This window comes from Paracoccus laeviglucosivorans (assembly GCF_900182695.1).
GTDB lineage: Bacteria > Pseudomonadota > Alphaproteobacteria > Rhodobacterales > Rhodobacteraceae > Paracoccus > Paracoccus laeviglucosivorans.
Map to the genome: position 1 here is coordinate 1 of NZ_FXTK01000020.1, position 22,509 is coordinate 22,509.

General features: G+C 64.9%; 21 protein-coding genes. 7 read left to right on the forward strand and 14 right to left on the reverse strand.

Annotated features, from left to right (window positions below):
- Positions 1–219: 219 nt before the first annotated feature.
- From FN835_RS16840 to FN835_RS16860, 5 genes are read right to left on the reverse strand one after another with little or no spacing between them, the layout of a single operon-like run.
- Complete coding sequence (locus tag FN835_RS16840) at positions 220–1,278, reverse strand: Ldh family oxidoreductase (protein ID WP_142664401.1); 1,059 nt, start codon at positions 1,276–1,278, stop codon at positions 220–222.
- Between the two features lie 10 nt (positions 1,279–1,288).
- The gene (locus FN835_RS16845) at positions 1,289–2,944 is read right to left on the reverse strand and encodes an ABC transporter ATP-binding protein (RefSeq protein WP_142664402.1); all 1,656 of its coding nucleotides are present in this window, start codon (positions 2,942–2,944) and stop codon (positions 1,289–1,291) included.
- Between the two features lie 2 nt (positions 2,945–2,946).
- Positions 2,947–3,867, reverse strand: coding sequence for an ABC transporter permease (locus FN835_RS16850; protein WP_142664403.1), 921 nt, complete (start codon positions 3,865–3,867; stop codon positions 2,947–2,949).
- The gene (locus FN835_RS16855; RefSeq protein WP_142664404.1) at positions 3,864–4,775 is read right to left on the reverse strand and encodes an ABC transporter permease; all 912 of its coding nucleotides are present in this window, start codon (positions 4,773–4,775) and stop codon (positions 3,864–3,866) included. The genes FN835_RS16850 and FN835_RS16855 overlap by 4 nt, the downstream gene beginning before the upstream one ends.
- 48 nt (positions 4,776–4,823) lie before the next feature.
- Positions 4,824–6,344 carry an ABC transporter substrate-binding protein gene (locus tag FN835_RS16860; protein WP_185958729.1) on the reverse strand — a complete coding sequence of 507 codons (1,521 nt, stop codon included), beginning with the start codon at positions 6,342–6,344 and terminating at the stop codon, positions 4,824–4,826.
- A 184-nt stretch (positions 6,345–6,528) separates the two neighbouring features.
- Here FN835_RS16860 and FN835_RS16865 point away from each other — a divergent pair, with 184 nt between their 5' ends.
- From FN835_RS16865 to FN835_RS16895, 7 genes are all read left to right on the forward strand, one after another.
- Positions 6,529–7,437 carry a LysR family transcriptional regulator gene (locus FN835_RS16865; RefSeq protein WP_142664406.1) on the forward strand — a complete coding sequence of 303 codons (909 nt, stop codon included), beginning with the start codon at positions 6,529–6,531 and terminating at the stop codon, positions 7,435–7,437.
- Positions 7,438–7,532: 95 nt separating this feature from the next.
- Entirely contained in the window at positions 7,533–9,071 is a 1,539-nt protein-coding gene (locus tag FN835_RS16870) for a UxaA family hydrolase (RefSeq protein WP_221930460.1), read from the forward strand.
- Between the two features lie 85 nt (positions 9,072–9,156).
- The gene (locus FN835_RS16875) at positions 9,157–10,359 is read left to right on the forward strand and encodes an enolase C-terminal domain-like protein (protein WP_142664407.1); all 1,203 of its coding nucleotides are present in this window, start codon (positions 9,157–9,159) and stop codon (positions 10,357–10,359) included.
- 63 nt (positions 10,360–10,422) lie between these two features.
- Positions 10,423–11,238 carry an ABC transporter ATP-binding protein gene (locus tag FN835_RS16880; RefSeq protein ID WP_246098782.1) on the forward strand — a complete coding sequence of 272 codons (816 nt, stop codon included), beginning with the start codon at positions 10,423–10,425 and terminating at the stop codon, positions 11,236–11,238.
- A 1-nt stretch (position 11,239) separates the two neighbouring features.
- On the forward strand, positions 11,240–12,094 hold the full coding sequence (locus FN835_RS16885) for an ABC transporter permease (RefSeq protein WP_142664408.1): 855 nt from the start codon (positions 11,240–11,242) through the stop codon (positions 12,092–12,094).
- Between the two features lie 31 nt (positions 12,095–12,125).
- Positions 12,126–13,115: an ABC transporter substrate-binding protein gene (locus FN835_RS16890; RefSeq protein ID WP_142664409.1), complete on the forward strand. Its 990-nt coding sequence runs from the start codon at positions 12,126–12,128 to the stop codon at positions 13,113–13,115.
- Between the two features lie 15 nt (positions 13,116–13,130).
- Entirely contained in the window at positions 13,131–14,048 is a 918-nt protein-coding gene (locus FN835_RS16895; protein ID WP_142664410.1) for a dihydrodipicolinate synthase family protein, read from the forward strand.
- A 77-nt stretch (positions 14,049–14,125) separates the two neighbouring features.
- Here FN835_RS16895 and FN835_RS16900 read toward each other — a convergent pair whose 3' ends face one another.
- Genes FN835_RS16900 through FN835_RS16940 form a run of 9 tightly spaced genes read right to left on the reverse strand, consistent with a single transcriptional unit; the run spans position 14,126 to position 22,479 of the window.
- Positions 14,126–14,842 (reverse strand): enoyl-CoA hydratase/isomerase family protein, encoded by a 717-nt coding sequence (locus tag FN835_RS16900; RefSeq protein ID WP_142664411.1) that lies wholly within the window; start codon positions 14,840–14,842, stop codon positions 14,126–14,128.
- Positions 14,842–15,615 carry an enoyl-CoA hydratase-related protein gene (locus FN835_RS16905; protein WP_142664412.1) on the reverse strand — a complete coding sequence of 258 codons (774 nt, stop codon included), beginning with the start codon at positions 15,613–15,615 and terminating at the stop codon, positions 14,842–14,844. Before FN835_RS16905 ends, FN835_RS16900 begins: the two co-directional genes overlap by 1 nt.
- A gap of 12 nt (positions 15,616–15,627) precedes the next feature.
- Positions 15,628–16,326 carry an ABC transporter ATP-binding protein gene (locus FN835_RS16910; protein WP_142664413.1) on the reverse strand — a complete coding sequence of 233 codons (699 nt, stop codon included), beginning with the start codon at positions 16,324–16,326 and terminating at the stop codon, positions 15,628–15,630.
- A complete protein-coding gene (locus FN835_RS16915) occupies positions 16,319–17,029 on the reverse strand; it encodes an ABC transporter ATP-binding protein (protein ID WP_142664414.1) in 711 nt (236 codons plus the stop codon). Before FN835_RS16915 ends, FN835_RS16910 begins: the two co-directional genes overlap by 8 nt.
- Positions 17,026–18,015, reverse strand: coding sequence for a branched-chain amino acid ABC transporter permease (locus FN835_RS16920; protein ID WP_142664415.1), 990 nt, complete (start codon positions 18,013–18,015; stop codon positions 17,026–17,028). Before FN835_RS16920 ends, FN835_RS16915 begins: the two co-directional genes overlap by 4 nt.
- Positions 18,015–18,884, reverse strand: coding sequence for a branched-chain amino acid ABC transporter permease (locus tag FN835_RS16925; RefSeq protein WP_142664416.1), 870 nt, complete (start codon positions 18,882–18,884; stop codon positions 18,015–18,017). The genes FN835_RS16920 and FN835_RS16925 overlap by 1 nt, the downstream gene beginning before the upstream one ends.
- 24 nt (positions 18,885–18,908) lie before the next feature.
- A complete protein-coding gene (locus tag FN835_RS16930; protein WP_246098783.1) occupies positions 18,909–20,090 on the reverse strand; it encodes an ABC transporter substrate-binding protein in 1,182 nt (393 codons plus the stop codon).
- Between the two features lie 45 nt (positions 20,091–20,135).
- Positions 20,136–21,743, reverse strand: a complete 1,608-nt coding sequence (locus tag FN835_RS16935; RefSeq protein ID WP_142664417.1) for a class I adenylate-forming enzyme family protein — start codon at positions 21,741–21,743, stop codon at positions 20,136–20,138.
- Complete coding sequence (locus tag FN835_RS16940) at positions 21,733–22,479, reverse strand: SDR family NAD(P)-dependent oxidoreductase (RefSeq protein WP_142664418.1); 747 nt, start codon at positions 22,477–22,479, stop codon at positions 21,733–21,735. Before FN835_RS16940 ends, FN835_RS16935 begins: the two co-directional genes overlap by 11 nt.
- Positions 22,480–22,509 lie beyond the last annotated feature (30 nt).

The following is a 22,509-nucleotide window of genomic DNA, read 5'->3' on the forward strand; positions in this document are numbered from 1 at the left end:
GGGTGCGATGGGCCAGAGGCCGGCTCAGACGCAAATGTCGCGCCGCCCCCAACCCAGGAACCCGCGATCAGATGCTTGCCGTGCGGGGTGTATGTTTCACGATCCAACATAAAAAACCTTTCTTTAGCAAAGACATGGATGCCAGCCCGGTCGCGCGGCCATGCCTTGGCAGGCAAAATTCGCGGCGGCGCGACCCGTGCTGATCCAGAACGGCGCGGGTCAGGCGGCGCGGGAAAACGCGGCAGGTGGCGTAATGCCCGCAGCTTTCGAGCGGTCCCGCAAGGTCTGTGCCAGTGCCTCGGAAATCTCGATCCCTTCGGCCATTTGACGGGCATGTTCCGCATAGGCGCGTTCACCCGGCAACCGCACCGGCTGCGATCCGCTGGGCCGCGAGGCATGGCAACGGCGCACGAGTTCGGTCGTTTCGTCCAGAAACGCCTCGCGCCCGGCAAAGGCGGCGGAGTCGATGATCTGCAGACAGACGCCCTGCCCGCCCCGCGCCTGTGGCGTGCGCCGCCCGTGGCCGGACAGCGCCAGCCCCCATGCCTCGACCATCAGGCCGAAGCCAAAGCCCTTATAGCCGAAATCCAGCCCGCCCAGCGGCAGGATCGTGCCCGGCGGATCCTGTTCCATCACGGCGGCATCGCGCGACGGCTGCCCCTGCCCGTCCAGAATCCAGTCGCCCGGCAAGGCTTCGCCCCGGCGGCCATAGCCCGCGATCATCGCATTCGACACCAGCGACGTGCTTTGATCTATCAGGATGGGCTGATCATGCGTCGGGATGGCCGCCGCAATCGGGTTCGAAGTCAGCACCGGATCCGCCCCGCCAAAGGGCGCGACCGAGATGACGCCGGGATCGGTGACCATCAGCTGCGCCAGAAATTTCCGCTCGCCTATGTCCTTCAGATAGGTCTGCAGGCTGCCGATATGCGAACAATTGGCGATGGTCGCGGTGACGACGGGCTGGGTTTCCAGCTTGCCCAGCAAGGCTGCGATGGCTTCTTGCATGACCCATGCGCCGGGCAGGCGCGGCGTGTGCCAGGCCAGATGCGCCGGGCTTTCCGAGATTACCTGAATTTCGCCGCTTTGCGCGATGACGCCGGATTGCACCCGGTCCAGATAGCTGGGCAGAAAGGCGATGCCGTGGGTGCGGTGCCCCATCAGGTCGGTGGTCACCATCACATCGGCCATGGCGGCGGCGCGGGGCTGGGGCAGACCTGCGGCAACCAGCAGATCGCGGGCAAGAATGCGCAGTTCGTCATGTGCGAATAGGGGCATGGCTGATCCTTCAGGCAATGGACGCGCGCACCGCCTGCGACATCCATTCCGGGATGGCCGAGGCGGACAGAAGATCGCGCGTATAGGGATGGGAGGGGTTGGCAAACAGCGTGTCGGTATCGCCCGCCTCGACGACGGCGCCGCCTTTCATCACCAGAATATCATCGGCAAAGCTGCGCACGACCGGCAGGTCATGGGTGATGAAGATGAAGGACAGACCCAGCTTGCGGCGCAGATCGGCCAGCAGCTCGATCACCTGCGCCTGAATGGACACGTCCAGCGCTGATACCGCCTCGTCGCAGATGATCAGGCGGGGGTTCAGTGCCAGCGCCCGCGCGATGGCGATACGCTGACGCTGGCCGCCGGAAAACTGGTGCGGCAGCCGCGACAGATGCGCAGGCTCCAGCCCGACCATCTCCAGCAATTCGGCGGCGCGGTCACGCCATTGGCGGCGCGGCAGAATGTCGGGATGCAGCGCCAGCGGTTCACAGATGATGCGCTCGATCTCCATCGTCGGGTTCAACGAGCCGAAGGGATCCTGAAACACCATCTGCACCTCGCGGCGGAAACGGTTCAGCGCAGAGCCCTGCAGTTTCAGGATGTCCTGCCCGCCATATAGCGCCTGACCCGAGGTCACGCTTTCCAGCCGCATCAGCACCCGCGCCAGCGTGGATTTCCCGGACCCCGATTCCCCCACGACGCCCAGAACCGTGCCCGGCATCAGCGTGAAGCCCACACCGTTCAGCGCCCGCATCGCGCGCGCGGACCCGAACCCCCTGCCTGCGACGTGATAATCCTTGCACAGATCGCGCACCTCCAGCAGCGGCGGCCCGTCTGTGGTGGGCGACTTGCCGCCGCGCTTGTCGCTTTCCAGACGCGGAATCGCGGATAGCAATTCGCGCGTATAGGGGTGGCTGGGACTGGCGGCGATGCGGTCCAGCCGCCCGGTTTCCACGACGCGCCCACGCCGCATGACAATGGCGCGGTCCGCCATGCGGGCGGCGACCGACAGGTCATGCGTGATCATCAGGATCGACATGCCGGTTTCGGCCTGCAATTCCTTCAGCAGATCCAGAATCTGGCGCTGCACCGTCACGTCCAGCGCGGTGGTCGGTTCATCCGCGATCAGCAGTTCGGGCGACAGCGCCAAGGCCATGGCGATCATCACCCTTTGCCGCTGCCCGCCGGAAAACTGGTGCGGAAACCAGTGCTGGCGCTGTTCCGGGTCGGGAATGCCCACGCGGGTCAGCAGTTCGACCGTGCGCGCCTTGGGATTGATGCCGGGCGTGGCGTGGATGCGCAGCGTCTCGGCGATCTGCCAGCCGATGCTATAGGCGGGGTTCAGATAGGACAGCGGATCCTGAAAGATCATCGCCAGCCGCGCCCCGTTGATGGCCCGCCGCTTTGCGCGCGGCAGGGCCAGCAGATCGGTGTCGCCCAGCCGGACCCTGCCCGCCTCGACCCGGCCTGCGGGGCGGTCAAGGATATCCATGATGACCGAGGCGCTGACGCTTTTGCCAGACCCGGATTCGCCAAGGATCACAAGGGTTTCGCCGCGCATGATGTCGAAACCGACATCTTCGACGGCCGTGACGCGCCCGTCATCCGAGGTGAAGCTGACGCGCAGCCCCTCGACGCGCAGCAGGGGGGTGGGATCGGATGCCATGTTCATTTTCCACCTTTCGCAAAGCGCCAGCGTTGGTTGGGATCGGTCACCAGCCGCAGCCAGTTCGACAAAAGCGTCAGCGACAGCGTGGTCAGCATGATCGCAAGGCCCGGAAAGAACGTGACCCACCAAGCCTGTGTCAGATAGGCCCGGCCCGTCGCGACCATGGCGCCCCAGGTGAATGTCGGGGGCTGGATGCCAAGCCCAAGGAAGGACAGGCCCGATTCCGCGATGATGACAGCCGCGAAATCGACCGAGGCGATGGTCAGCAGCGTCGGCAGGATCAGCGGCAGCAGGTGGTGGCGCACCACCCAGAATTCCGACGCACCCATCGAGCGCGCGGCGTTCACAAAGGGCCTGCGGCGGATTTCCAGCACCTCGGCGCGGACGGTGCGCAGATAGACGGGGATGCGGGTGATCGCCAGAACCAGCACCAGGTTCGCAACGCTGGGCCCCAGCAGATACAGCACGATCAGCGCGGTCAGCAGTGCCGGAAAGGACATGATCACATCGGTGACGCGCATGATGACGTCGCCCACGATCCCCGACCGCAGGCCGGCGATCAGCCCCAGCGTCGCGCCGATCACCATCGAGCAGATGACGGCAGATGCCGCGATCCCCAGCGTGGTGCGCGATCCGACGACCAGCCGCGCCAGCAGGCTGCGGCCCAGATTGTCGCCGCCCAGAAGATAGGCCCAGCCGCCCGAAAGCTGCGGCGGCGCGTTGCGCATGGCCATGTTGACGCCCGAGGCGTGGCTGGCAAGCAAGCTGGCCCCCAGCGTCGCGGACAGGATCAGCAGCACCAGAAAGCAGGCGGCGATCATCGCTGCGCGGTCCTGCACCAATGCGCGCAGGATGCGCATCGTGCCGCGGCCCTTGGCCGGGCGTGCCAGCGGGGTCGATGAATGGTCGATCTGGCTCATGCTGCGCGCACCCTTGGGTCAAGGACGCCGTAGAGAAGGTCCACGACGATGTTCAGGATCAGGATCGCGATGGCGGTGACCAGAATGGTCGCCTGGATCACGGCGAAGTCGCGTTGCAGGATGGCATTGATCATCACGCCGCCGATGCCGGGCCAGCCGAAGATGGTTTCGACGATGACCGCGCCATTCATCAGGCTTGCGGCGATGTCGCCCGCGACGGTGATGACCGGCAACATCGAATTGCGCAGCGCATGGACAAAGATCACCCGCGTCTCGGACGCGCCCTTGGCGCGCGCGGTCTTGACATAGGGCGATGACAGCGCGGCAATCATCGCACCCCGCACCACCTGCACCAGCAAGCCAAAGGGGCGCAGGCCCAGCACGATCACCGGCAGGATCCAATAGGCGATCCCGCCCATCCCCGACGTGGGCAGGATGCCAAGGCTGACCGAAAAGATCAGCACCAGCGTGATCGCCACCCAGAAATCCGGCGCCGAGGCCCCCGCAAGCGAGGTCAGCCCCACCGTCCGGTCCACCAGCCCGCGCGGTTTCCATGCCGCAAGCGACCCCATGACCAGCGCGCCCGCGATGGCGATGGCCAGCGTGACGCCCGCCAGTTTCAGCGTGATCGGAAACGCCTCAAGCGCGATGTCGATGGCCGGGCGCTGTTGGCGCAGCGACGTGCCGAAATCCCCGGTCAGCATGTTCTGCACATAGGTGATGAACTGCGTGACCAGCGGCTGGTCAAAGCCGTTCGCCTGCGCGAATGCCGCGCGGGCCTCGGGCGTGGCGTTGACGGGCAGGAACAGATAGGACGGGTCGCCCGTCAGACGCGACAGAAAGAACACCAGGATCAGCAACACAAGCAGCGAAACCAGCGTCAGGAAGGATCTTCGAAAGATTGCCATGATGGCCTCCCTTGCGGGCCGCGCGGGGTGCGCGCGGCCGGGGCGAAATCACTTCGCCAGCTTCATCTCGGAAATCGCGATCTCGCTATTGGTGGCGATGGTCGGTTTCCAGTCGATGCGGGGGCCGACACGGGTATAGCCCACCATGTGATACATGAAGATATCGGCGGCCAGATCGTCGTGGATGCGCCGGAATGCCTGCTGGAAAGCCTGCGTGCGTTCGGCCCCGGTGGCGTTTTCGCCCTTGATGATCAGCTGATCGACCTGATCGTCCCACAGCATCGAGTTGACGCCGTTGCTGTGATACTTGTTGAACAGCGTGAAGCTGGCATCGCCCAGCAGGTTGTCATGCTGATCCTGCCCCAGCAGCGGCGCGTCGGGTTCGGGAAATGGGCGGTTCTGGTAACGCAGCCAGTTGCCGGTATCGAACATGCGGATATTCACGTTCAGCCCGACCTCGGCCCACATGGCCTGCATCGCCTGCAACATCTCGGCGGCACCGACATAGATGCCGTCCCGCCCGATGATGTCGATCTGGGTATCGACCGGCACACCTTCGGCGCGGGCTTCGTCCAGCAATGCCCTGGCGCCCGCCGGATCATAGGGATAGGGCTTCAGCCCGGCGTCGAAACCGTCGGTGTTCTGTGGCACAAGCTGTTCGGCGCGCGTCACTTCGTCCCCGACGATGGGTTTTAGCGCATCAAGATCCAGCGCCATGTTCAGCGCCTTGCGCACGCGCACATCGTTCAGCGGCGGCACATTGGTCGCGATGCGCAGACGGGTCGTTTCGCCATTGGGATAGGCGTAATCCATCTTGGGATCGGTCGCGTCGGTTTCAGCGATGATCAGCGCGACATCCGCCTCGCCCTGCGCGACCATGGCGGCGCGGACGGCGGATTCCGAACGCCAGACGAAGCTGGCATCGGTGATGACCGGCGCATCGCCCCAGTAATCATCGCGGCGGGCCAGCGTGATCTGCTGCCCCGGCTGCCAGCTTTGGAACTTATAGGGGCCGGTGCCCACGGGTTGGCGGCTGGCACCGTTCATGTCCATCGACGGCGCGGACATCTGCACCACCGTGATCATCGTCGGCAGGATCGGCGAGGGTTTCGAGGACGTGATCTCGACCTCATGCGGGTCGATTTCGGTCACGGTCAGATCGACGCCGCCCATCGTCTGCTGCTTGGTGTTGCAGACCACATCTGTGCGGTCCAGCCGCTTGAATGCCGCGATCACCGCCTTGGCATCGAAAGGCGTGCCGTCCGAAAAGGTAACGCCCTGACGCAGCTTGAAACGCCAGGTGTCGGCATCGACCTGCTGCCATTCGGTCGCCAGCATCGGCACCACTTCGCCCGATTGCGGGTCCAGCATGGTCAGCGGTTCGGTGATATTGCGGATCACCACGCGACCGATGCTGGAATGCTTGGCGTCGCAAGGCTCCAGCGATGGCGGCTCCTCGGGAAGCACGATCGTGATTTTTGCCGCATCCTGTGCGAAGGCCGGTGCCAGCGACAGCGCGCCCAGCACGAGGCCGATCGCCGTCGCCCCGCGCAAATTCAATTGCATCATGTCATACTCCCCCATGGGCATTCAGACCTGCCCCGAAAAGGCCGCACCCCTCCCGGCGCGGCGCTTTGGCATGGTGATCACCCCAAAGCTTCGACCATATCTAGGCGCACCACTGATTTCAGGTCCATTGCTTTACATGATGCAAATGATACAAAATTTGCATTGATCGTTCGAAGGGGGGTCCATGTTCGAACTGAACCAGCTGCGCAGCTTCGTCGCCATCGCCACCGAGATGAGCTTTCGCCGCGCGGCAGAGACACTGAACATGACGCAGCCGCCGCTGACCCGGCAAATCCAGCTGCTTGAACGCGACATCGGCGTCGAATTGTTCGACCGCAGCGGCCGCGCGATCCGCCTGACCGAGGCGGGGCGACGTTTTTTGCCCGAAGCGCAGGACTTGCTGCGCCGGGCCGAAGCGGCGGCGCTTTCGGCACGGCGCGCGCAGTCGGGACAAGAGGGTAGCGTCATCCTTGGGTTCGTGCCCGTTGTCGCGCTGGGGCTGTTGCCGGTCGTCATCGCGGCGGTCCGCAAAAGCCTGCCCGGTGTCGATCTGGTCCTGCGCGAGATGCTGACGATAGATCAGGCCGAAGCCCTGCCTGCGGGACAGATCGATCTGGGCCTGATGCGCCTGCCGCGCGACACGAGCCGACTGCATGTGTCGCGCATCGTGCGCGAACCTTATGTGCTGGCCCTGCCCCGCGATCATCCCATGGCGGACAAGCCGCAGTTCAGCCTGCAGGATCTGCACGGGCAGGACTTCATCATGTATGCCCCGTCAAACGGCTGGTATAGCTACGAAATGCTGAACAGCATGTTCCTGACCGAAGGGGTCAGGCCGAATTTCGTGCAGTTCCTGGGGCAAAGCATCACGCTTTTGTCGCTGGTCAATGCCTCCGAGGGTATCGCGCTTGTCCCCGATTCCTCGCGCCATATCCTGTTTCCGAACGTCGTGCTGCGCCCCATCGAACTGCCCAGCCACGCGATCAGCGAATATTATCTGGGATGGAGCCGCGCCCTGTCGCCCGCCGCCGCCGTCATGCGGGTGCGCGACGAACTGCTGAAGGAGTTCGGCGCAAGCCTGCCGCAAGACTGATGCGTTTATGGTATCATTCAATAGAGAAGGAAAATTGGACTTGAATTGATCGCAGCCGCTACGTCTTGGCCATGAGAAGACCAGGCGAAGCGAACATGCCAGATACACGAGCCACTATCATCGACCAGCCGCTGATCGTGCTGCACCCCGACGACTCGGTCGGGATCGCGCGGCACGAGATTGCAGCCGGAACGGCATTGCAAGGCGGGCTGGTCGTCGCATCGCGGGTTCCGGCCGGTCACAAGGTCGCGCTGAAGCCCCATGCGGCGGGCGACAAGATCCTGCGCTATGGCCAGATCATCGGCTTCGCCTCGGCGCCGATCGCGGTCGGGGCGCATGTGCATGAACACAATCTGGGCTTGGGCGAATTCACCCGCGACCACGCCATCGGCGCGGATCGCCAATCGCCCGCCCCGCATCTGACGGGGCGCGGGTTTCTGGGCTATCGTCGCCCCGATGGGCGGGTCGGCACCCGCAATTACGTGGGCATCCTGACCACAGTGAACTGTTCGGCCCATGTCGCGCTGTCCGTGGCCCGCGCGTTCGAGCGTAACGAGATGGCGGGATATGATCCCCTTGCCGAATTCCCCAATGTCGATGGCGTCGTGGCGCTGACCCACAAGACCGGCTGCGGCATGAGCGCGGGAGAGCCGCTGCAACTGCTGCGCCGCACGCTGGAGGGATATGCGCGCCATCCGAATTTCTCGCATGTGATCGTGCTGGGCCTTGGTTGCGAGGTCAATCAGGTCGGCGGGCTGTTCGACGGCGGCAACCCGGCCTTGCGGCGGCTGACGATTCAGGGCGAAGGCGGCGCGCGCAAGACCATCGCCCGCGCGGTCGAGGACATCCGCGCCATTCTGGCCGAGCCGAATGCCGTCAACCGCGAATGGGTTCCCGCCAGCGAACTCAAGGTGGCGCTGATCTGCGGTGGCTCGGACAGCTATTCGGGGATCACGGCCAATCCGGCGCTTGGCGCGGCCAGCGATCTGGTGGTGCGTCATGGCGGCACGGTGATCCTGTCGGAAACGCCGGAAACCTTTGGCGCCGAACACCTGCTGACCCGCCGCGCCGCGACACAGGCGGTCGGCGAAAGGCTGGTTGACCGCATCCGCTGGTGGGAAAGCTATGCCGCCGCGCATGGCGTGTCGCTGAACGCCAACCCGACGCCGGGCAACAAGGCGGGCGGCCTGACCACGATCATCGAAAAATCGCTGGGCGCCATCGCCAAGGCCGGTCGCACCAATCTGGAACAGGTCATCGAATATGCCGAACCCGCCACGATGCGCGGCTTGGTGTTCATGGACGGGCCGGGCTACGACCCGGTGCAGGTGACCGGGCAGATCGCGTCCGGCGCCAATGTCGTGGCTTTCACCACCGGACGCGGCAGCGTCTTTGGATCGAAGCCCGTGCCCACGGTCAAGCTGGCGACGAACAGCCCCATGTATCGCCACATGGCCGATGACATGGACATCAATTGCGGCACGATCCTGGACGGCGAGGAGTCTGTCGCGGATTGCGGCAAGCGTATTTTCGACCGGCTGCTGGCCACGGCCGGCGGCCACCGCTCGAAAAGCGAGGAACAGGATTTCGGCGCGCCGGAATTCGCCCCCTGGGTCATAGGCCCAGTCATCTGACGGCCAAGTGCCGATTAACAAAGCAAATATCCCGCTTCAGGGATCGGAGGAGAATGGAATGGTCGTTCAGCCCAAGGACAGTGATATGCAACCCGACATCGCCGCAGGCGCGGTGATCGAACGGGTCGAGGTTTCGACATTCACCGTCGAGGTGCCGAATTTCGCGCGCAACTACAGCTCGAACGTGGTGGCGGGCTCGATGGTCTATACGCCCGGCGCACTTTACAAGCGCCCGGTCCTGATGGTGCGCATTCACACCGCCGACGGCCATGTCGGGGAATATGCGAACCTTGCCACCACCGGCAGCTTTGATCAGGCGGTGGTCGCGGGCCGGATCGCGCTGGGGAACAAATGGCACGAACGCGAACTGATCTGGCGCTCGGCCCGTCGCGCCAGCCGCCCCGGCAACGCCTATGGCCTGTCATTTGTCGATATTGCGCTGTGGGATCTGGCGGGCAAGGCTTATGGTGCCAGCCTGACCAAGATGCTGGGCGGGCATCGTGACCGCGTGCGGGCCTATGTCTCGTGCCACAATGGCGACCGGCTGGACAACCTGCCCAACAAGGAAGCCGTCAGCGACTTTTTCCTGAGCCTGAAGGAAAAGGGGTTTTCCGGCTTCAAGATGCATTCCTGGCACGAAGGCGACAAGTGGGAAGAGGCGGAAAACGTCGCCCATATGCGCAAGACGCTGGGCGAACGGTCCGAACTGATGCTGGACCCGGCCTGCGTCTTTGACAGCATCCACGACGCGATCTTTGTCGGCCGCGCCTGTCAGGACGCCGGTTTCCGCTGGTTCGAGGATCCGCTGCGTCCGCTGGGCGTCGGCATCGCCCAACACAAGGCCCTGCGCGAGGCGCTGGACATCGCCATCCTGCAGACCGAACACGTCACCGCCCCCGAAGCCAAGGCCGACTTCTTCCTGAACGGCGGCACCGATCTGCTGCGCCATGACGTGCATTACGATCTGGGCATCACCGGCGCACTGAAGACGATCCATTTCGCGGAATCCGTCGGCACCACCGTCGAAATGCATGGCCCCAGCCCGGTCCACCGTCACCTGATCGCCGCGATGCAGCAGACGGCGATGTATGAAGTCGCCAACGTCTCGCCCGCCATGTCGGACCCGTCGCCCGCAATCTATACCTGCGGATATTCCGACGATGTGTCCAGCATCGGCTCGGACAGCACGATGTATGTGCCGCAGGGACCGGGCATCGGCGTCGAATACGACACCGACCTGATCCGTCGCAATACCGTGGCCAGCCAGACGATCACGCTGAACGACTGATCGGCGCGCGCGGGCCGCACAGGTCGGCCCGCGCCAGCCGCAACCGAATGGGAGGAGAATGGCATGAATGCATTGACCATGCCCGCGCGTCCGCGCGCGACGCCGCATGAACCGGGCACGCCACTGGTCGCCGTCGAAAACGTGACGCTGCGCTATCGCACCGAAAAGGCCAAGATCACCGCGACGCGCAATGTCAGCTTCTCGGTCAATAGCGGCGACCGTTTTGTGCTGCTGGGTCCGTCGGGCTGTGGAAAATCCACGCTGCTGAAAGCCGTGGGCGGCTATCTGACGCCCGAGGAAGGCCGCATCACCGTCGGCGGACGTCAGGTCAAGGCACCGGGCGCCGACCGCATGATGGTGTTTCAGGAATTCGACCAGCTTCTGCCGTGGAAGACCGTGCTGGGCAACGTCATGTTCCCGCAACTGGTCACCGGCAAGCTGTCGCCCAAGGAAGCCGAGGCTAAGGCCCGCCATTACATCGAAAAGGTCGGCCTGACCCGCGCCATCGACAATTACCCGCATATGCTGTCGGGCGGCATGAAACAGCGCGTCTCTATCGCACGCGGCATGGCGATGGAGCCGGACGTGCTGCTGATGGACGAACCCTTTGCCGCGCTGGACGCGCTGACGCGCCGCACCTGTCAGGACGAATTGCTGCGCCTGTGGGACGAGACGCGCTTTACCGTGCTGTTCGTCACCCATTCCATTGCCGAGGCGATCAAGATCGGCAATCGCATCCTGCTGCTGTCGCCCCATCCCGGCCGCGTCAAGGCCGAGGTCGAGGGCGTGGATGATGTCAGCGCCGCCGACGGATCGGCCGCGCGGCTGGAACGCGAAATTCACGACCTGCTGTTTGCAGACGAACCCGAGGATCACTGACATGCCCGCCAATATCCTGATGAGGGCCGATCACACGGACCAGACCGACGAAGACCTTGCCATTCGGATCAGCCCGCTGCAGGCCCTGTGGCAGAACGGCGCGGTGCGCAAGACCGGCATCCTGCTGGCCCTGCTTGTGATCTGGCAGGTCTATGCCGTGCGGCTGGACAATCAGCTGCTGTTTCCCACGCTGACCGACACGCTGTCGGCGCTGTGGCGATCGATCGGGGATGGGACGCTGCTGGCGCGCATCGCCGCATCGCTCAAGGTGCTGCTGATCGGCTATGGCGTGGGTGTGGCGCTGGCATCCGTGCTGACCATCGTCGCGATCAACACCCGTCTGGGCACCGACCTGCTGGAGACGCTGACCGCAACCTTTAACCCGCTGCCCGCCATCGCGCTGCTGCCGCTGGCGCTGATCTGGTTCGGTCTGGGCGTCGGGAGCCTTGTGTTCGTGCTGGTCCATTCGGTCTTGTGGGCCGTGGCGCTGAACACGCATTCGGGCTTTCGCTCGGTGTCGCAGACCTTGCGGATGGTCGGGCAGAATTACGGCCTGCGCGGGCTGCGCTATGTGTTCCGCATTCTGGTCCCCGCCGCGTTCCCGACAATCCTGACCGGGCTGAAGATCGGCTGGGCCTTTGCATGGCGCACGCTGATCGCTGCCGAACTGGTCTTTGGCGTCAGTTCGGGTCAGGGCGGCCTAGGCTGGTATATTTTTGAAAACCGCAACGTGCTGGACATTCCGGCGGTGTTCGCGGGGCTGCTGACCGTCATCGTGATCGGTCTGGTGGTCGAAAACCTGATCTTTCGCACCATCGAACGCCACACCATCCAGAAATGGGGCGTCCAAAGCTGACCGCTTTGCGCCATCAAGGGAGAGAGAGACAATGAAATTCGTGATGCGCCTTGCGGCCGTGGCGATTGCGGCGGGCCTGACTTCGGGCGCCGCCGGGGCCGAAGAAGTCCGCTTTGCCAAACAGTTGCAGGTCAACAACCTGCCTTCGATGTTGGTGGAACACGACAAGCTGTTTGAAAAGCACGCCGCCGCCTTGGGCGAACCTGACCTGACCGCGAATTGGCTGACCTTTGCCAATGGCGGTGCGGCGGTCGATGCGATGATTTCCGGCAATGTCGAATTCGTCAGCGTCGGGCTGACCAATTTCGGGGTGATCTGGGCGCGCACCGGCGGCAAGGTCAAGGGCGTCGCCGGTGTCGGTGGCGTGGCGTTGCCGCTGCTGACGCGCAACCCGGATGTGAAAACGCTGGATGATTTCAAATCCAGCGACCGCATCGCGGTGCCGACGGTCAAGGTTTCGAACCAGGCGGTGATGCTGTCGATGGCGCTGGCCAAGCTGCACGGCCCCGAGGCGCGCAACAAGCTGGACGAACAGACCGTGCAGCTGGGCCATTCCGACGCGCTGCAGGCTTTGCTTAATCCGCAGCACGAGGTGAACACCCACTTCTCGACCCCGCCCTATTCGATCATCGCGATGAAGGATCCGCGCATTCACAAGGTGATGGACAGCAACGAACTGTTCGACGCCCCCCTGAACAGCAACGTGATGTTCGCCCAGACCGCCTATCACGACGCCAATCCCGTCGCGGTTCAGGCCATCATCGCGGCCCTGAACGAAGCGAATGCCATGATCGCGGCAGACCCCGAACGCGCCGCGGAACTGTATCTGCAGATCAGCGGCGACAAGCTGGACAAGCAGGATGTCGTGGCATTGCTGAAGGATCGCGGCACCATCTTTTCGACCAAGCCACAGGGCACGCTGGAAGTGGTGCAATACATGGCCGATACCGGCCTGATCCCCAAACGTCCCGAAACGCTTCAGGACATGTTCTTTCCCGAAATCCTTGCCGAAACGAACTGAACAGGAGATTTGACCATGACACTCGACCGTTTGCGCAAGGCGCTGACCGGGATTTCAGGCATCCTTGCGACCCCGTTCGACGCGAATGACGAACTGGACATGCCGCGCCTGAAGCCGGTGGTCGATCGGGCGGTGAATGCGGGCGTGCATATTCTGGTGTCGAACGGCAATACCGGCGAATTCTATGCCCTGACCACGGATGAGGCCGAGCGCGCCGTGACCGCCGCCGCCCAGCAGATCGCGGGCCGTGTGCCCCTGCTGGCCGGGATCGGGCGGTCGATCAAGGATGCCTGCCGTCTGGCCGCCACCTCGGCCAAGGCGGGCGCGGATGCGCTGATGATCCACCAGCCGCCGGATCCCTTTGTCGCGCCGCGCGGGATCGAAGATTACGTCAAACGCGTGCATGACGCCTCGGGCGGGCTGCCGATGGTGCTTTACCTGCGCAATGACGCGATCGGCCTTAAGGCGATCCAGTCCATCTGCGCACTGGACGGCGTGGTCGGCGTGAAATGGGCCACGCCCAATCCGATGAAGCTGGCCGAGGCGATCCAGAACACCGACCCCTCGATCGTCTGGGTCGGCGGATTGGCCGAGACCTGGGCACCGCCGCTTTATGCCGTGGGCGCGCGCGGCTTTACCTCGGGGCTGATCAACGTCTGGCCCGAACATTCGGTGGCAATCCACGCCGCGTTGGACAAGGGCGATTATGTCGCCGCAGCCGCCCTGATCCGGCGCATGAGCGCCTTTGAGGAAGTCCGGGCCGAGGAAATGAACGGCACCAACGTCACCGGCGTGAAAGCTGCGCTGGCGATGCTGGGCAACGATTGCGGCCATGCCCGCCCCCCTGCGGCATGGCCGTTGACGGCGGCGCAATCGGCCCGGATCGAAAAACTGCTGCGGGACGAAAAGCTGATCGACAGCAAGGCCGCATAATCACCCGCAAGGACGGGCCGGTCGCGCCCGTCCTTGCCCACCGCCTTGCGGCGGGACTATTGGCCCACGCCTTGGGCTCAGGACCGGGCCGGGGCGGCGGCGCCCATGGTTCTGGCGGCCAGTTCCCGTTCAAGATCATAGCTTTGCCACAATGACTGACCGTCTTGCGCATTCATGCACGCCTTGAGTTCGGCGCGCAGCCTGCCGCGGATCAGTTGCGACATGCGCAGGGCCATGTCCAGCGCCTGCGCCAGAACCTGATCGGCGGTCGGACCCATGGCCTGCACCAGCCCGATCTGATGGGCGCGTTCGCCCGAGATCGGCTCTCCGGTCAGGACCATGGCCCGCGCTTCGGCCTGTCCCAGAACTTCCCGCGCGATGCGATAGCCGCCGATGGCCCCGACCTTGATTTCGGGCAGACCAAGGCGGGCGTCAGGCGTGGCCAGCCGGATGTCGCAGGCACATGCCAGCATGAACCCCGACCCCATCGCGGCACCGTGCAGCGCCGCAACCGCGATGATCGGGGATTCCCGGACCGCCCGCAGCGCATCGCGCACCGCAGCCGTGCCGAGCAGCGTTTCATCGGGCGAAAGCACGGCAAATTCGCGGAAATCGTTTCCGGCGCAAAAATGCCGCTGGGGCAGCCCGGTAAAGACCATGGCACCGATGCCTTCGCGCTCCAGCCCGGCGATCAGCGGCGGCAATGCGCGCCACCGATCGAATGTGACGGCGTTGACGGGGGGATTGTCCAGATGAATGACCGCCACCTGATCCCGGCGTTCGACCCGGAACATCAGCGCACCGCATAGGCGGGCTGGCGTTTCTCAAGAAAGGCCAGCGCCCCTTCGCGGGCCTCATCGGTGCGGCGGACGGCGGCGGTCAGGGTGCATTCGAATTCGTAGCCCTCCTTCAGGTTCATCGCCTCGGTCACGTTCAGCCCGCGCTTGGCCAGACGGATCGCAGGCGGACTTTTCGAGGCGATCTCCTCGGCCAGTGCCATGGCGGTGGGCAGCACCTGATCGGGCGGCACGACCTGATCGACGATATGGGCGCGCAGCGCCTGATCGGCGGGGATGCGGCGCCCGGTATACATCATCAGCCGCGTCATCCCCTGACCGGCCAGCCGCATGACATGGCGCGACCCGCCCAGAACGCCCACATCGATTTCCGGCAGGGCAAAGACCGCGCGTTCGGATGCGATGCGGATGTCGCAAAGCGAGGCCAGCACGATCCCCGTCCCCACCGCGCCGCCATTGATCGCGGCGATGATCGGAATCGGGCAATCGTAAAGCGCGTTGAAGGTCAGCCGGACATGCGCGAGGTATTCGGTGGCATTGTCAAAATCCAGATCGACGAAATCGCTGACCTCATTGCCGCCGCAAAAGACGCGGCCCGCGCCGGTCAGCACGGCCACGCGCATTGCGGGATCCTCGCCTAGACGATGGAAGGTGCGGCGCAATTCGTCATAGACCGCAAGGCTGACGGCATTGGCGGGGGCGCGGTCGATGGTGACGACCGCAAGGCCGCGATCGACGCTGACTTTCACGAACTTGTTTTCGTAGGTCATGGATGTCTCCGTTCAGTGTCCCAGATAGCTTGCTTCCACGGCACCGCTTTTCAGCACCGTGCTTGCCGGTCCTTCGACCTCGGCGCGGCCGCCCTGCAGCACGACCGCCCATTCCCCGACCGTCTCGGCCAGCGTCATGTTCTGTTCGACCAGCAGGATCGCGACGCCGCTTTCGGAAATGCGTTGCACCGCCTCGGCGACCTGCGCCACGGCCTTGGGCGCAAGGCCCTGACTGGGTTCGTCCAGGATCAGCAGGCGCGGACGCGACATCAGCGCGCGCGCCAAGGCCAGCATCTGCTGTTCACCGCCCGACAAAAGCCCGGCGGTCTGGCGGCGGCGGTCGGCCAGAATGGGAAACAGCGCCTCGACCTGCTCAAGATCAGAGGGGCCGGGTTCACCGCGCAGATAGGCGCCCAGCCGCAAATTGTCGCGCACGGTCATGTCGGGAAAGACCTGCCGCCCCTCGGGGACCAGCGCGATGCCGCGCCGCACACGCTGGGCCGGGCTAAGGCAGGTGATGTCATGCCCGTCAAGGCGGATGCCGCCGCTCCAGACCGGGATCAGGCCGGTGATGGCGCGGCACAGGGTGGTCTTGCCAACGCCGTTCGCGCCCATGACGACGGTGGGACGGCCCGGCATGGCGGTCAGGTCCAGCCCGTGCAGCACCGCCATCCGTCCATAACCGGCACGCAGATCGCTGATCTCAAGCATGTTCGGCGCTCCTGCCCAGATAGACGTCGATGACCTGCGGATTGGCGCGGCATTCGGCGGGCGTGCCCTGAAACAGCAGCCGCCCCCGGTCCAGCACGGCCACGCGATGCGACAGCGCCATCAGGAAACGGACGTTGTGTTCGATCAGCAGCACGGTGACGCCGCGCCCGTTCCAGTCGCGGATCAACTGCGCCAGACGATCCACCTCGGCCCCGGTCAGGCCGACGGCGGGTTCGTCCAGCAGCAGCAGGCGCGGGCGCAGCGACAAAGCCAGCGCGATGCCCAGATGGCGCAGGGTCGCATAGTTCAGATCGCCCGCCGGGCGGTCCAGCACCGGTTCCAGATGAAATGCCGCGATCAGTTCATCGGTGGGCGGCGCGCTGGCCGCCGCGATCCCCGCGATGCGCAGGTTTTCCCGCACCGTCAGCCCCAGAAAGGCCCGCGTCTGCTGGAAGGTGCGCACGATGCCGCGCCGCACCGCCTGATCAATGGGCCAAGGCCCGCCCGCCTCGTCCGCAAAGGTGATGCTGCCTTCGGTCGGCGCGATCAGCCCCGAGATCATGTTGACCAGCGTGGTCTTGCCCGCGCCGTTCGGCCCCAGCAGCCCGAAGATCTGGCCCTGTTCCACCGTCAGGCTGACATCGCTGACGGCGCGCAGGCCACCGAAGCGGACACCAAGGTTGTGAAGGGACAGCAGGCTCATCTTACGCCCTCTTTGGTGGGGGAAAGCTTGCGCGTGGCGGGTCTGCGCAGGACCGCTGCCCCGCGCTGGATCAGCCCGGCAAAGCCCTTGGGCGCAAACAGGATAAAGACCAGCAGCAGCACCCCATAGGCCAACATGCTGTAGCCCGAGGCCATGCGCAGCGCCTCGGGCAGCGCGGTCAGCAACGCAGCGCCAAGGATCGGCCCCCAAAGCGTGCCCATGCCGCCGACCACGACCAGCGCGACCAGCTGGAACCCGGTGCCAAGGACGGTAAAGCTTTCCGGCGCGACAAAGTTGTTGATCGCGGCGAACAGCGCCCCGGCCAGCCCGGTGAAAAACCCGCTGAAGATAAAGGCCGACAGCCGTGCCCGCGAAATGCCGATGCCAAGCGCCTGCGCCAGCGTCATATCCTCGCGCACCGCGATGCAGGCGGCCCCAAGGCGTGAGCGGACAAAGACCTGCGCCGCCAGAAACGTGACCAGCAGCAGCGCCAGCGCAAGGCAGGTGTTCCACAGGTTCTGGTCGATGGGCAGCCATGACGGCACGCCCGGTCCGGGAATGCCCGCAAAGCCAAGGACGCCGCCGGTCAACCCGCTGGCCACCAGAAACATCTGGTGCCCGATCAGACCGATGCCCAGCGTCAGCACGGCGAAGTAAAGCCCCCGCGTGCGGAATGCGATCAGCGCCACGACCATCGCCACGCCTGCCGTGACCAGCCCCGCGACCGGCAGCGCCAGCCAGAAGCCGGCACCGGCCCGCGTGGTCATGATGGCGCCCGTATAGGCACCTAATCCGAACAGCGCGCCATGCGCGAGGGACAGATAGCCTGTATAGCCCAGCAGCACGTCGAATGACACCGCAAGGCTGGCGAATATCGCCCACAGGATGACGACATATAGCAGGTAATCGTTCATCTGCGTGGCCACCGCCACCGCTGCCGCGAATGCAACCGCCGAGATCAGCGCGATATGGGGAATGCGTGCCATCAGCGTTCCACCTGCGCCGTGCCGAAAAAGCCCTGCGGGCGGATCAGCAGCACCAGCACCAGCAGCGTGAAGGCACCGATGTCCTGCAACTCGGTGGAGAGGTAGCCCGCCACCATCACCTCGACCAGACCAAGGAACAGCCCGCCCAGCACCGCGCCACGCAGGCTGCCAATGCCGCCAAGGACCAGCACCACGAAGGCCTTCAGGACCGGGTTGACCCCCATGGTCGGATAGATGGGAAAGGTCGCGCCCAGCAGCGCGCCCGCAATCGCCCCAAGCGCGGCCCCGATGGCGAAGGTCGCCAGCCGCACCTGCACCATGCTGATCCCCATCAGCAGCGCCGCGTCGTGGTTCTGCGCCGTGGCGCGGATCGCCAGCCCCAGCCGGGTGCGGTTCAGGATCGCCCAGATCGCCGCGACCGACAGGATCAGGCTGGCCATCACCACGACCTGCATCCATGTCACGATAAAGAACGGCGTGCGCAGAACGCCCGTCACCGGCGTCGGGATGGTGCGCGCCTCGCTGGTCCAGATCAGCGTCGCGGTCTGCTGCAGGATGATCGAGGCCGCCAGCGCCGAGATCATCAGCGACAGGGGCGGCGCTCCCCGCAGCGGGCGGAAGGCGACAAGGTCGATCAGGCACCCCAGGGCGATCACCGCCAGCGCCCCCAAGGCCATGGCCAGCCAGAAATTCAGCCCGGCCATGACAAGCGCATAGGTCAGGAAGGCACCGACCATGTAGAATTCGCCATGGGCAAAGTTCGGGATCAGCAGCACGCCAAAGATCAGCGTCAGGCCAAGCGCCACCAGCGCATAGGTGCTGCCAAGGGCCAGCCCGTTCACGGTTTGCTGCAGGAAAAGGTCCAGCATGGTTTCGGTCCCCCCTGACCCCGTTCAGCCGGCCAGATCGGGGACGGGCACCCAGCCCTCGCCCTGCCAGATGCTGACCGCGCCGCGCAGGTTGACCTGCCCCACATCGTCGAAAAGCCGTCCGTCCTGATGCGCGACATAGCCCGAAATCAGCTGCGGCACGTCTTCGGGGCGCATTGCGGCCAGCGCGGCATTCACCGCCTCATTTTCGGTCGAGCCTGCCTTTTCAAAGGCGGCTTTCAGAATGTAGACGGCATCATAGCTCAGCGTCGAAAGTTCGCCGGGCGTTGTGCCGAACTTGGCCTGATAGGCCTTGTCAAAGGCCAGCGCCTTGTCCTGACCCAGCGCGATATAATCCTCGGTCGTGGGCGGGATGCAGTTATAGACCCCCTCCATTTCCGTAGCCGAGATGTTCTTGAGCACGGTCGAGGGCGGCGAGACCATTTCCCAGACCACCTGCCCCTCATATCCCAGTTGTCGGGCCTGCCGGGTGATTAGCGCGCCTTCCGCCGGATAGCCGCGGATCAGCAGCACCTCGGGTTGCAGGCTGACCAGCTTGGTCATGGCGGCAGAGAAATCGGTGTCGCCCAGCTTGTAATATTCCTCGGCGGCGACGGTCGCGTTCAGGGATTTCAGCGTTTCCGACAAGGCGGGCTGCGTGCCCATGAAGCCCGCGTGAAAGCGGTCGGTCATCATCGCGACGGATGCGTATTTCTTGGACCGGAACAGGTCCGCCACGGCAAGGTCATACTGGCTGACCGCTGCCTGATTACGAAAGATGTTGCGCCCGTTGGTCACGCCCTCGGCGATCGTGCCATCGACGATCTGCGTCACGCCGCTGTCGCGGTCGATGATCGGAAACAGCGCAGGCGCCACACCGCTGCCCAAGGGGCCGATGATGAACCGCACATCTGCCGCACGCAGCTTTTTCAGCGCCGCCACGCCCGCCGTGGGGGTCGAGTGGTCATCTTCGGTCATCAGGCGCAGCATCTGGGACTGGTCCCCGACCCTGACGCCGCCTGCCGCGTTGATTTCCTCGACCGCAAGCTGAATGCCGCGCGATTCCGGGATGCCATAGAAACTGGCAGGCCCGGTCAGCGGGTGCAATTCGCCGATCAGTATCTCGTCGGTCAGCGCCGGTGCAGCGTGGGCCATGGTCAGTCCAAGGGCTGTCAGGCAGACAGCCGCCATCCTCAAAGCCTTCATGGCTTTTCTCCTCCCTGTTGTTGTTGTCGCAAGGCGCGTGGCCCGTCAGGTCTTGTGTCCGACCTGTTCCCGTGCCCCCTGCGGGGCTTCGGCCGCGATTGCCTTGCGGATTTCGTGCTTCTTGATCTTGCCCGCCGGGGTCTTGGGCAGTTCCGCCACAAAGACCACCTGTCGGGGTGTCTTGAACCCGGCCAGCCGCGCCCGGACGAAGCTGGACAGGTCGTCGGCGCTGACCGCCGGGGCATCGGGTTCGCGGACGACCACCGCGACGACCCTTTCGCCGTAATCGTCATCGGGCAGGCCCACCACCGCGCAATCGCGCACGGCAGGATGGGTCACCAGAACCTGCTCGACCTCTTTGGCGAAGATGTTTTCCCCACCCGAGCGGATCATGTCCTTTTTGCGATCGACCAGATGGACAAAGCCGTCCGCATCGACGCGGCCCAGATCGCCGGTGTGCAGCCAGCCGCCTGCGAAAGCCTCGGCCGTGGCTTCGGGGCGGTTCAGATAGCCGCTCATCAACGCCGGGCCGCGCACGCATATCTCGCCCAACTCGCCGGGCGGAACGGGCTGCATGCGTTCGTCCAGCAGCGCCACCTGCGCGCCGGGCACCGGATGGCCGATGGACAGCGGCTTTTCCAGCGCGCGGTCGGGGCGGTTGATGCAGATATAGGGGCCGCCCTCGGTCAGACCGTAGGCGTTGGCGATGCCCAGTTCCACCGCCCCGCGCGCCCGGAACGCATCGACGATACGCACGATCAGCGCCGAGGGGTCGTAATTCGCATATGCGATCAGCCGCATCGACGACATGTCCGCCGTCTGCCACGCCTGCGATTCCACCATCTGGCGCAGCACCAGCGGCACCCCGAACATGCCGTTGCAGCGGTGGGTTTCGATCTGCTGCACCGCCGTTTCGGCCTCGAACCGCTCGGCAATCACGGCGGCGCCGCGCTGCATGAAGTAAAGCTTCAGATAATCCCATGCCCCGGTGTGAAACAGCGGCATGTAGCAAAAGAACCGCTCATGCGGGCGGATGCCAAAGACCGGCAGCACCGCCAGCGCGTCCAGCACCGTGCGGCGATGCGAGATGATCGCCCCCTTGGGCCGCCCCGTCGTCCCCGAGGTGTAAAGCACCAGATGCGGATCGTCGGCGCTTTCCGGCGCGCTGGTCGCGGGGGGTGAGCCGGGCGGGCCGCCTTCGGCGACCTGCGCCCAAGGCAAGGTGTCCGGCGCAGTGCCACCCCGCAAAAGGATGCGCGGCGGATCGGGGATGGGGGCCAGCGCCTGATGCGCGGCGGGCAGGAATTCGGGGCTGGTCAGCAGCAGCAGCGCCTGCGCATTGCCAAGGATATAGGATAGCTCGGCGGGCCGCAGGTGCATGTTGACCGGGATCAGCACCGCACCCATCCGCGCCAAGGCATAGCCCAGCAGCACGAAATCGTCCGAGTTGCGGTCCAGAACGGCAACGCGGCTGCCGCGCACCACGCCAAGCGCCGCCAGCCCCTGCGCGATCAGGTCGCAGTCGCGGGCAAATTCGGCCCAGTTGCGCACCCGGCCCTTGAAGATCAGCGCCGGGCTGTCGGGCGCCCAGCGGGCATTGTCGGTCACGATGTCGCCGACAAGGAAAGGCAGTCCGCCCAGCTCAGGCCGCACTGAAGCCTCCATCGACGACCACGGTCGAGGCGGTGGTGAAACCCGCCCAGTCCGAGCACAGGAAAGCAGCGGTGCGCGCGATGTCTTCGGGGCGACCCAGCCTGCCGATGGGCAGGACGGTGGGCTGCGAATAGGCCAGCACCTTTTCCGTCATCGGCGTCTCGATCACGCCGGGGCAGATGCAGTTCACGCGGATCCCCTTGGTGCCACATTCGATGGCCAGCGCCCGGCTGAAGGATAAGACCCCGCCCTTTGACGCCGAATAGGCGTTCAGCTTTTCCCAGCCGGTGATCGCCACGACCGAGGCGACGGTGACAATGCTGCCCGCGCCCTGTGGTTCCATGACACGCACGGCGGCGCGGCACACGTTGAAGGTGCCGGTCAGGTTGACGGCGATGATCTTGTCCCACGTCTCGTCGGTGACGCGGGTGATCGGGCCGTCCTCGCGCGGTTTCCAGATGCCTGCGCAGTTCACCACGCCGTCGATGCCGCCCAGTTCCGCGGCGCAGGTGGCAAATGCCGTGTCGACCACCGCGGGGTCGGTCACGTCCAGCGCGACCGCGACATGGCCGCTGCCGGGCAGTTCCGCGATGGCGGCGGCGGCAAGGCCGCGATCCAGATCGGCCACCGCGACCCTTGCGCCAGCGCTGGCGCAAACCTGCGCCACGCTGCGACCGATGCCGCTGGCACCGCCGGTCACGACGATGCGCTTTCCTTCCAACAGTCCGTTCGTCACCGCTCTCCTCCCCAGAAGCTTGGTGGCTTG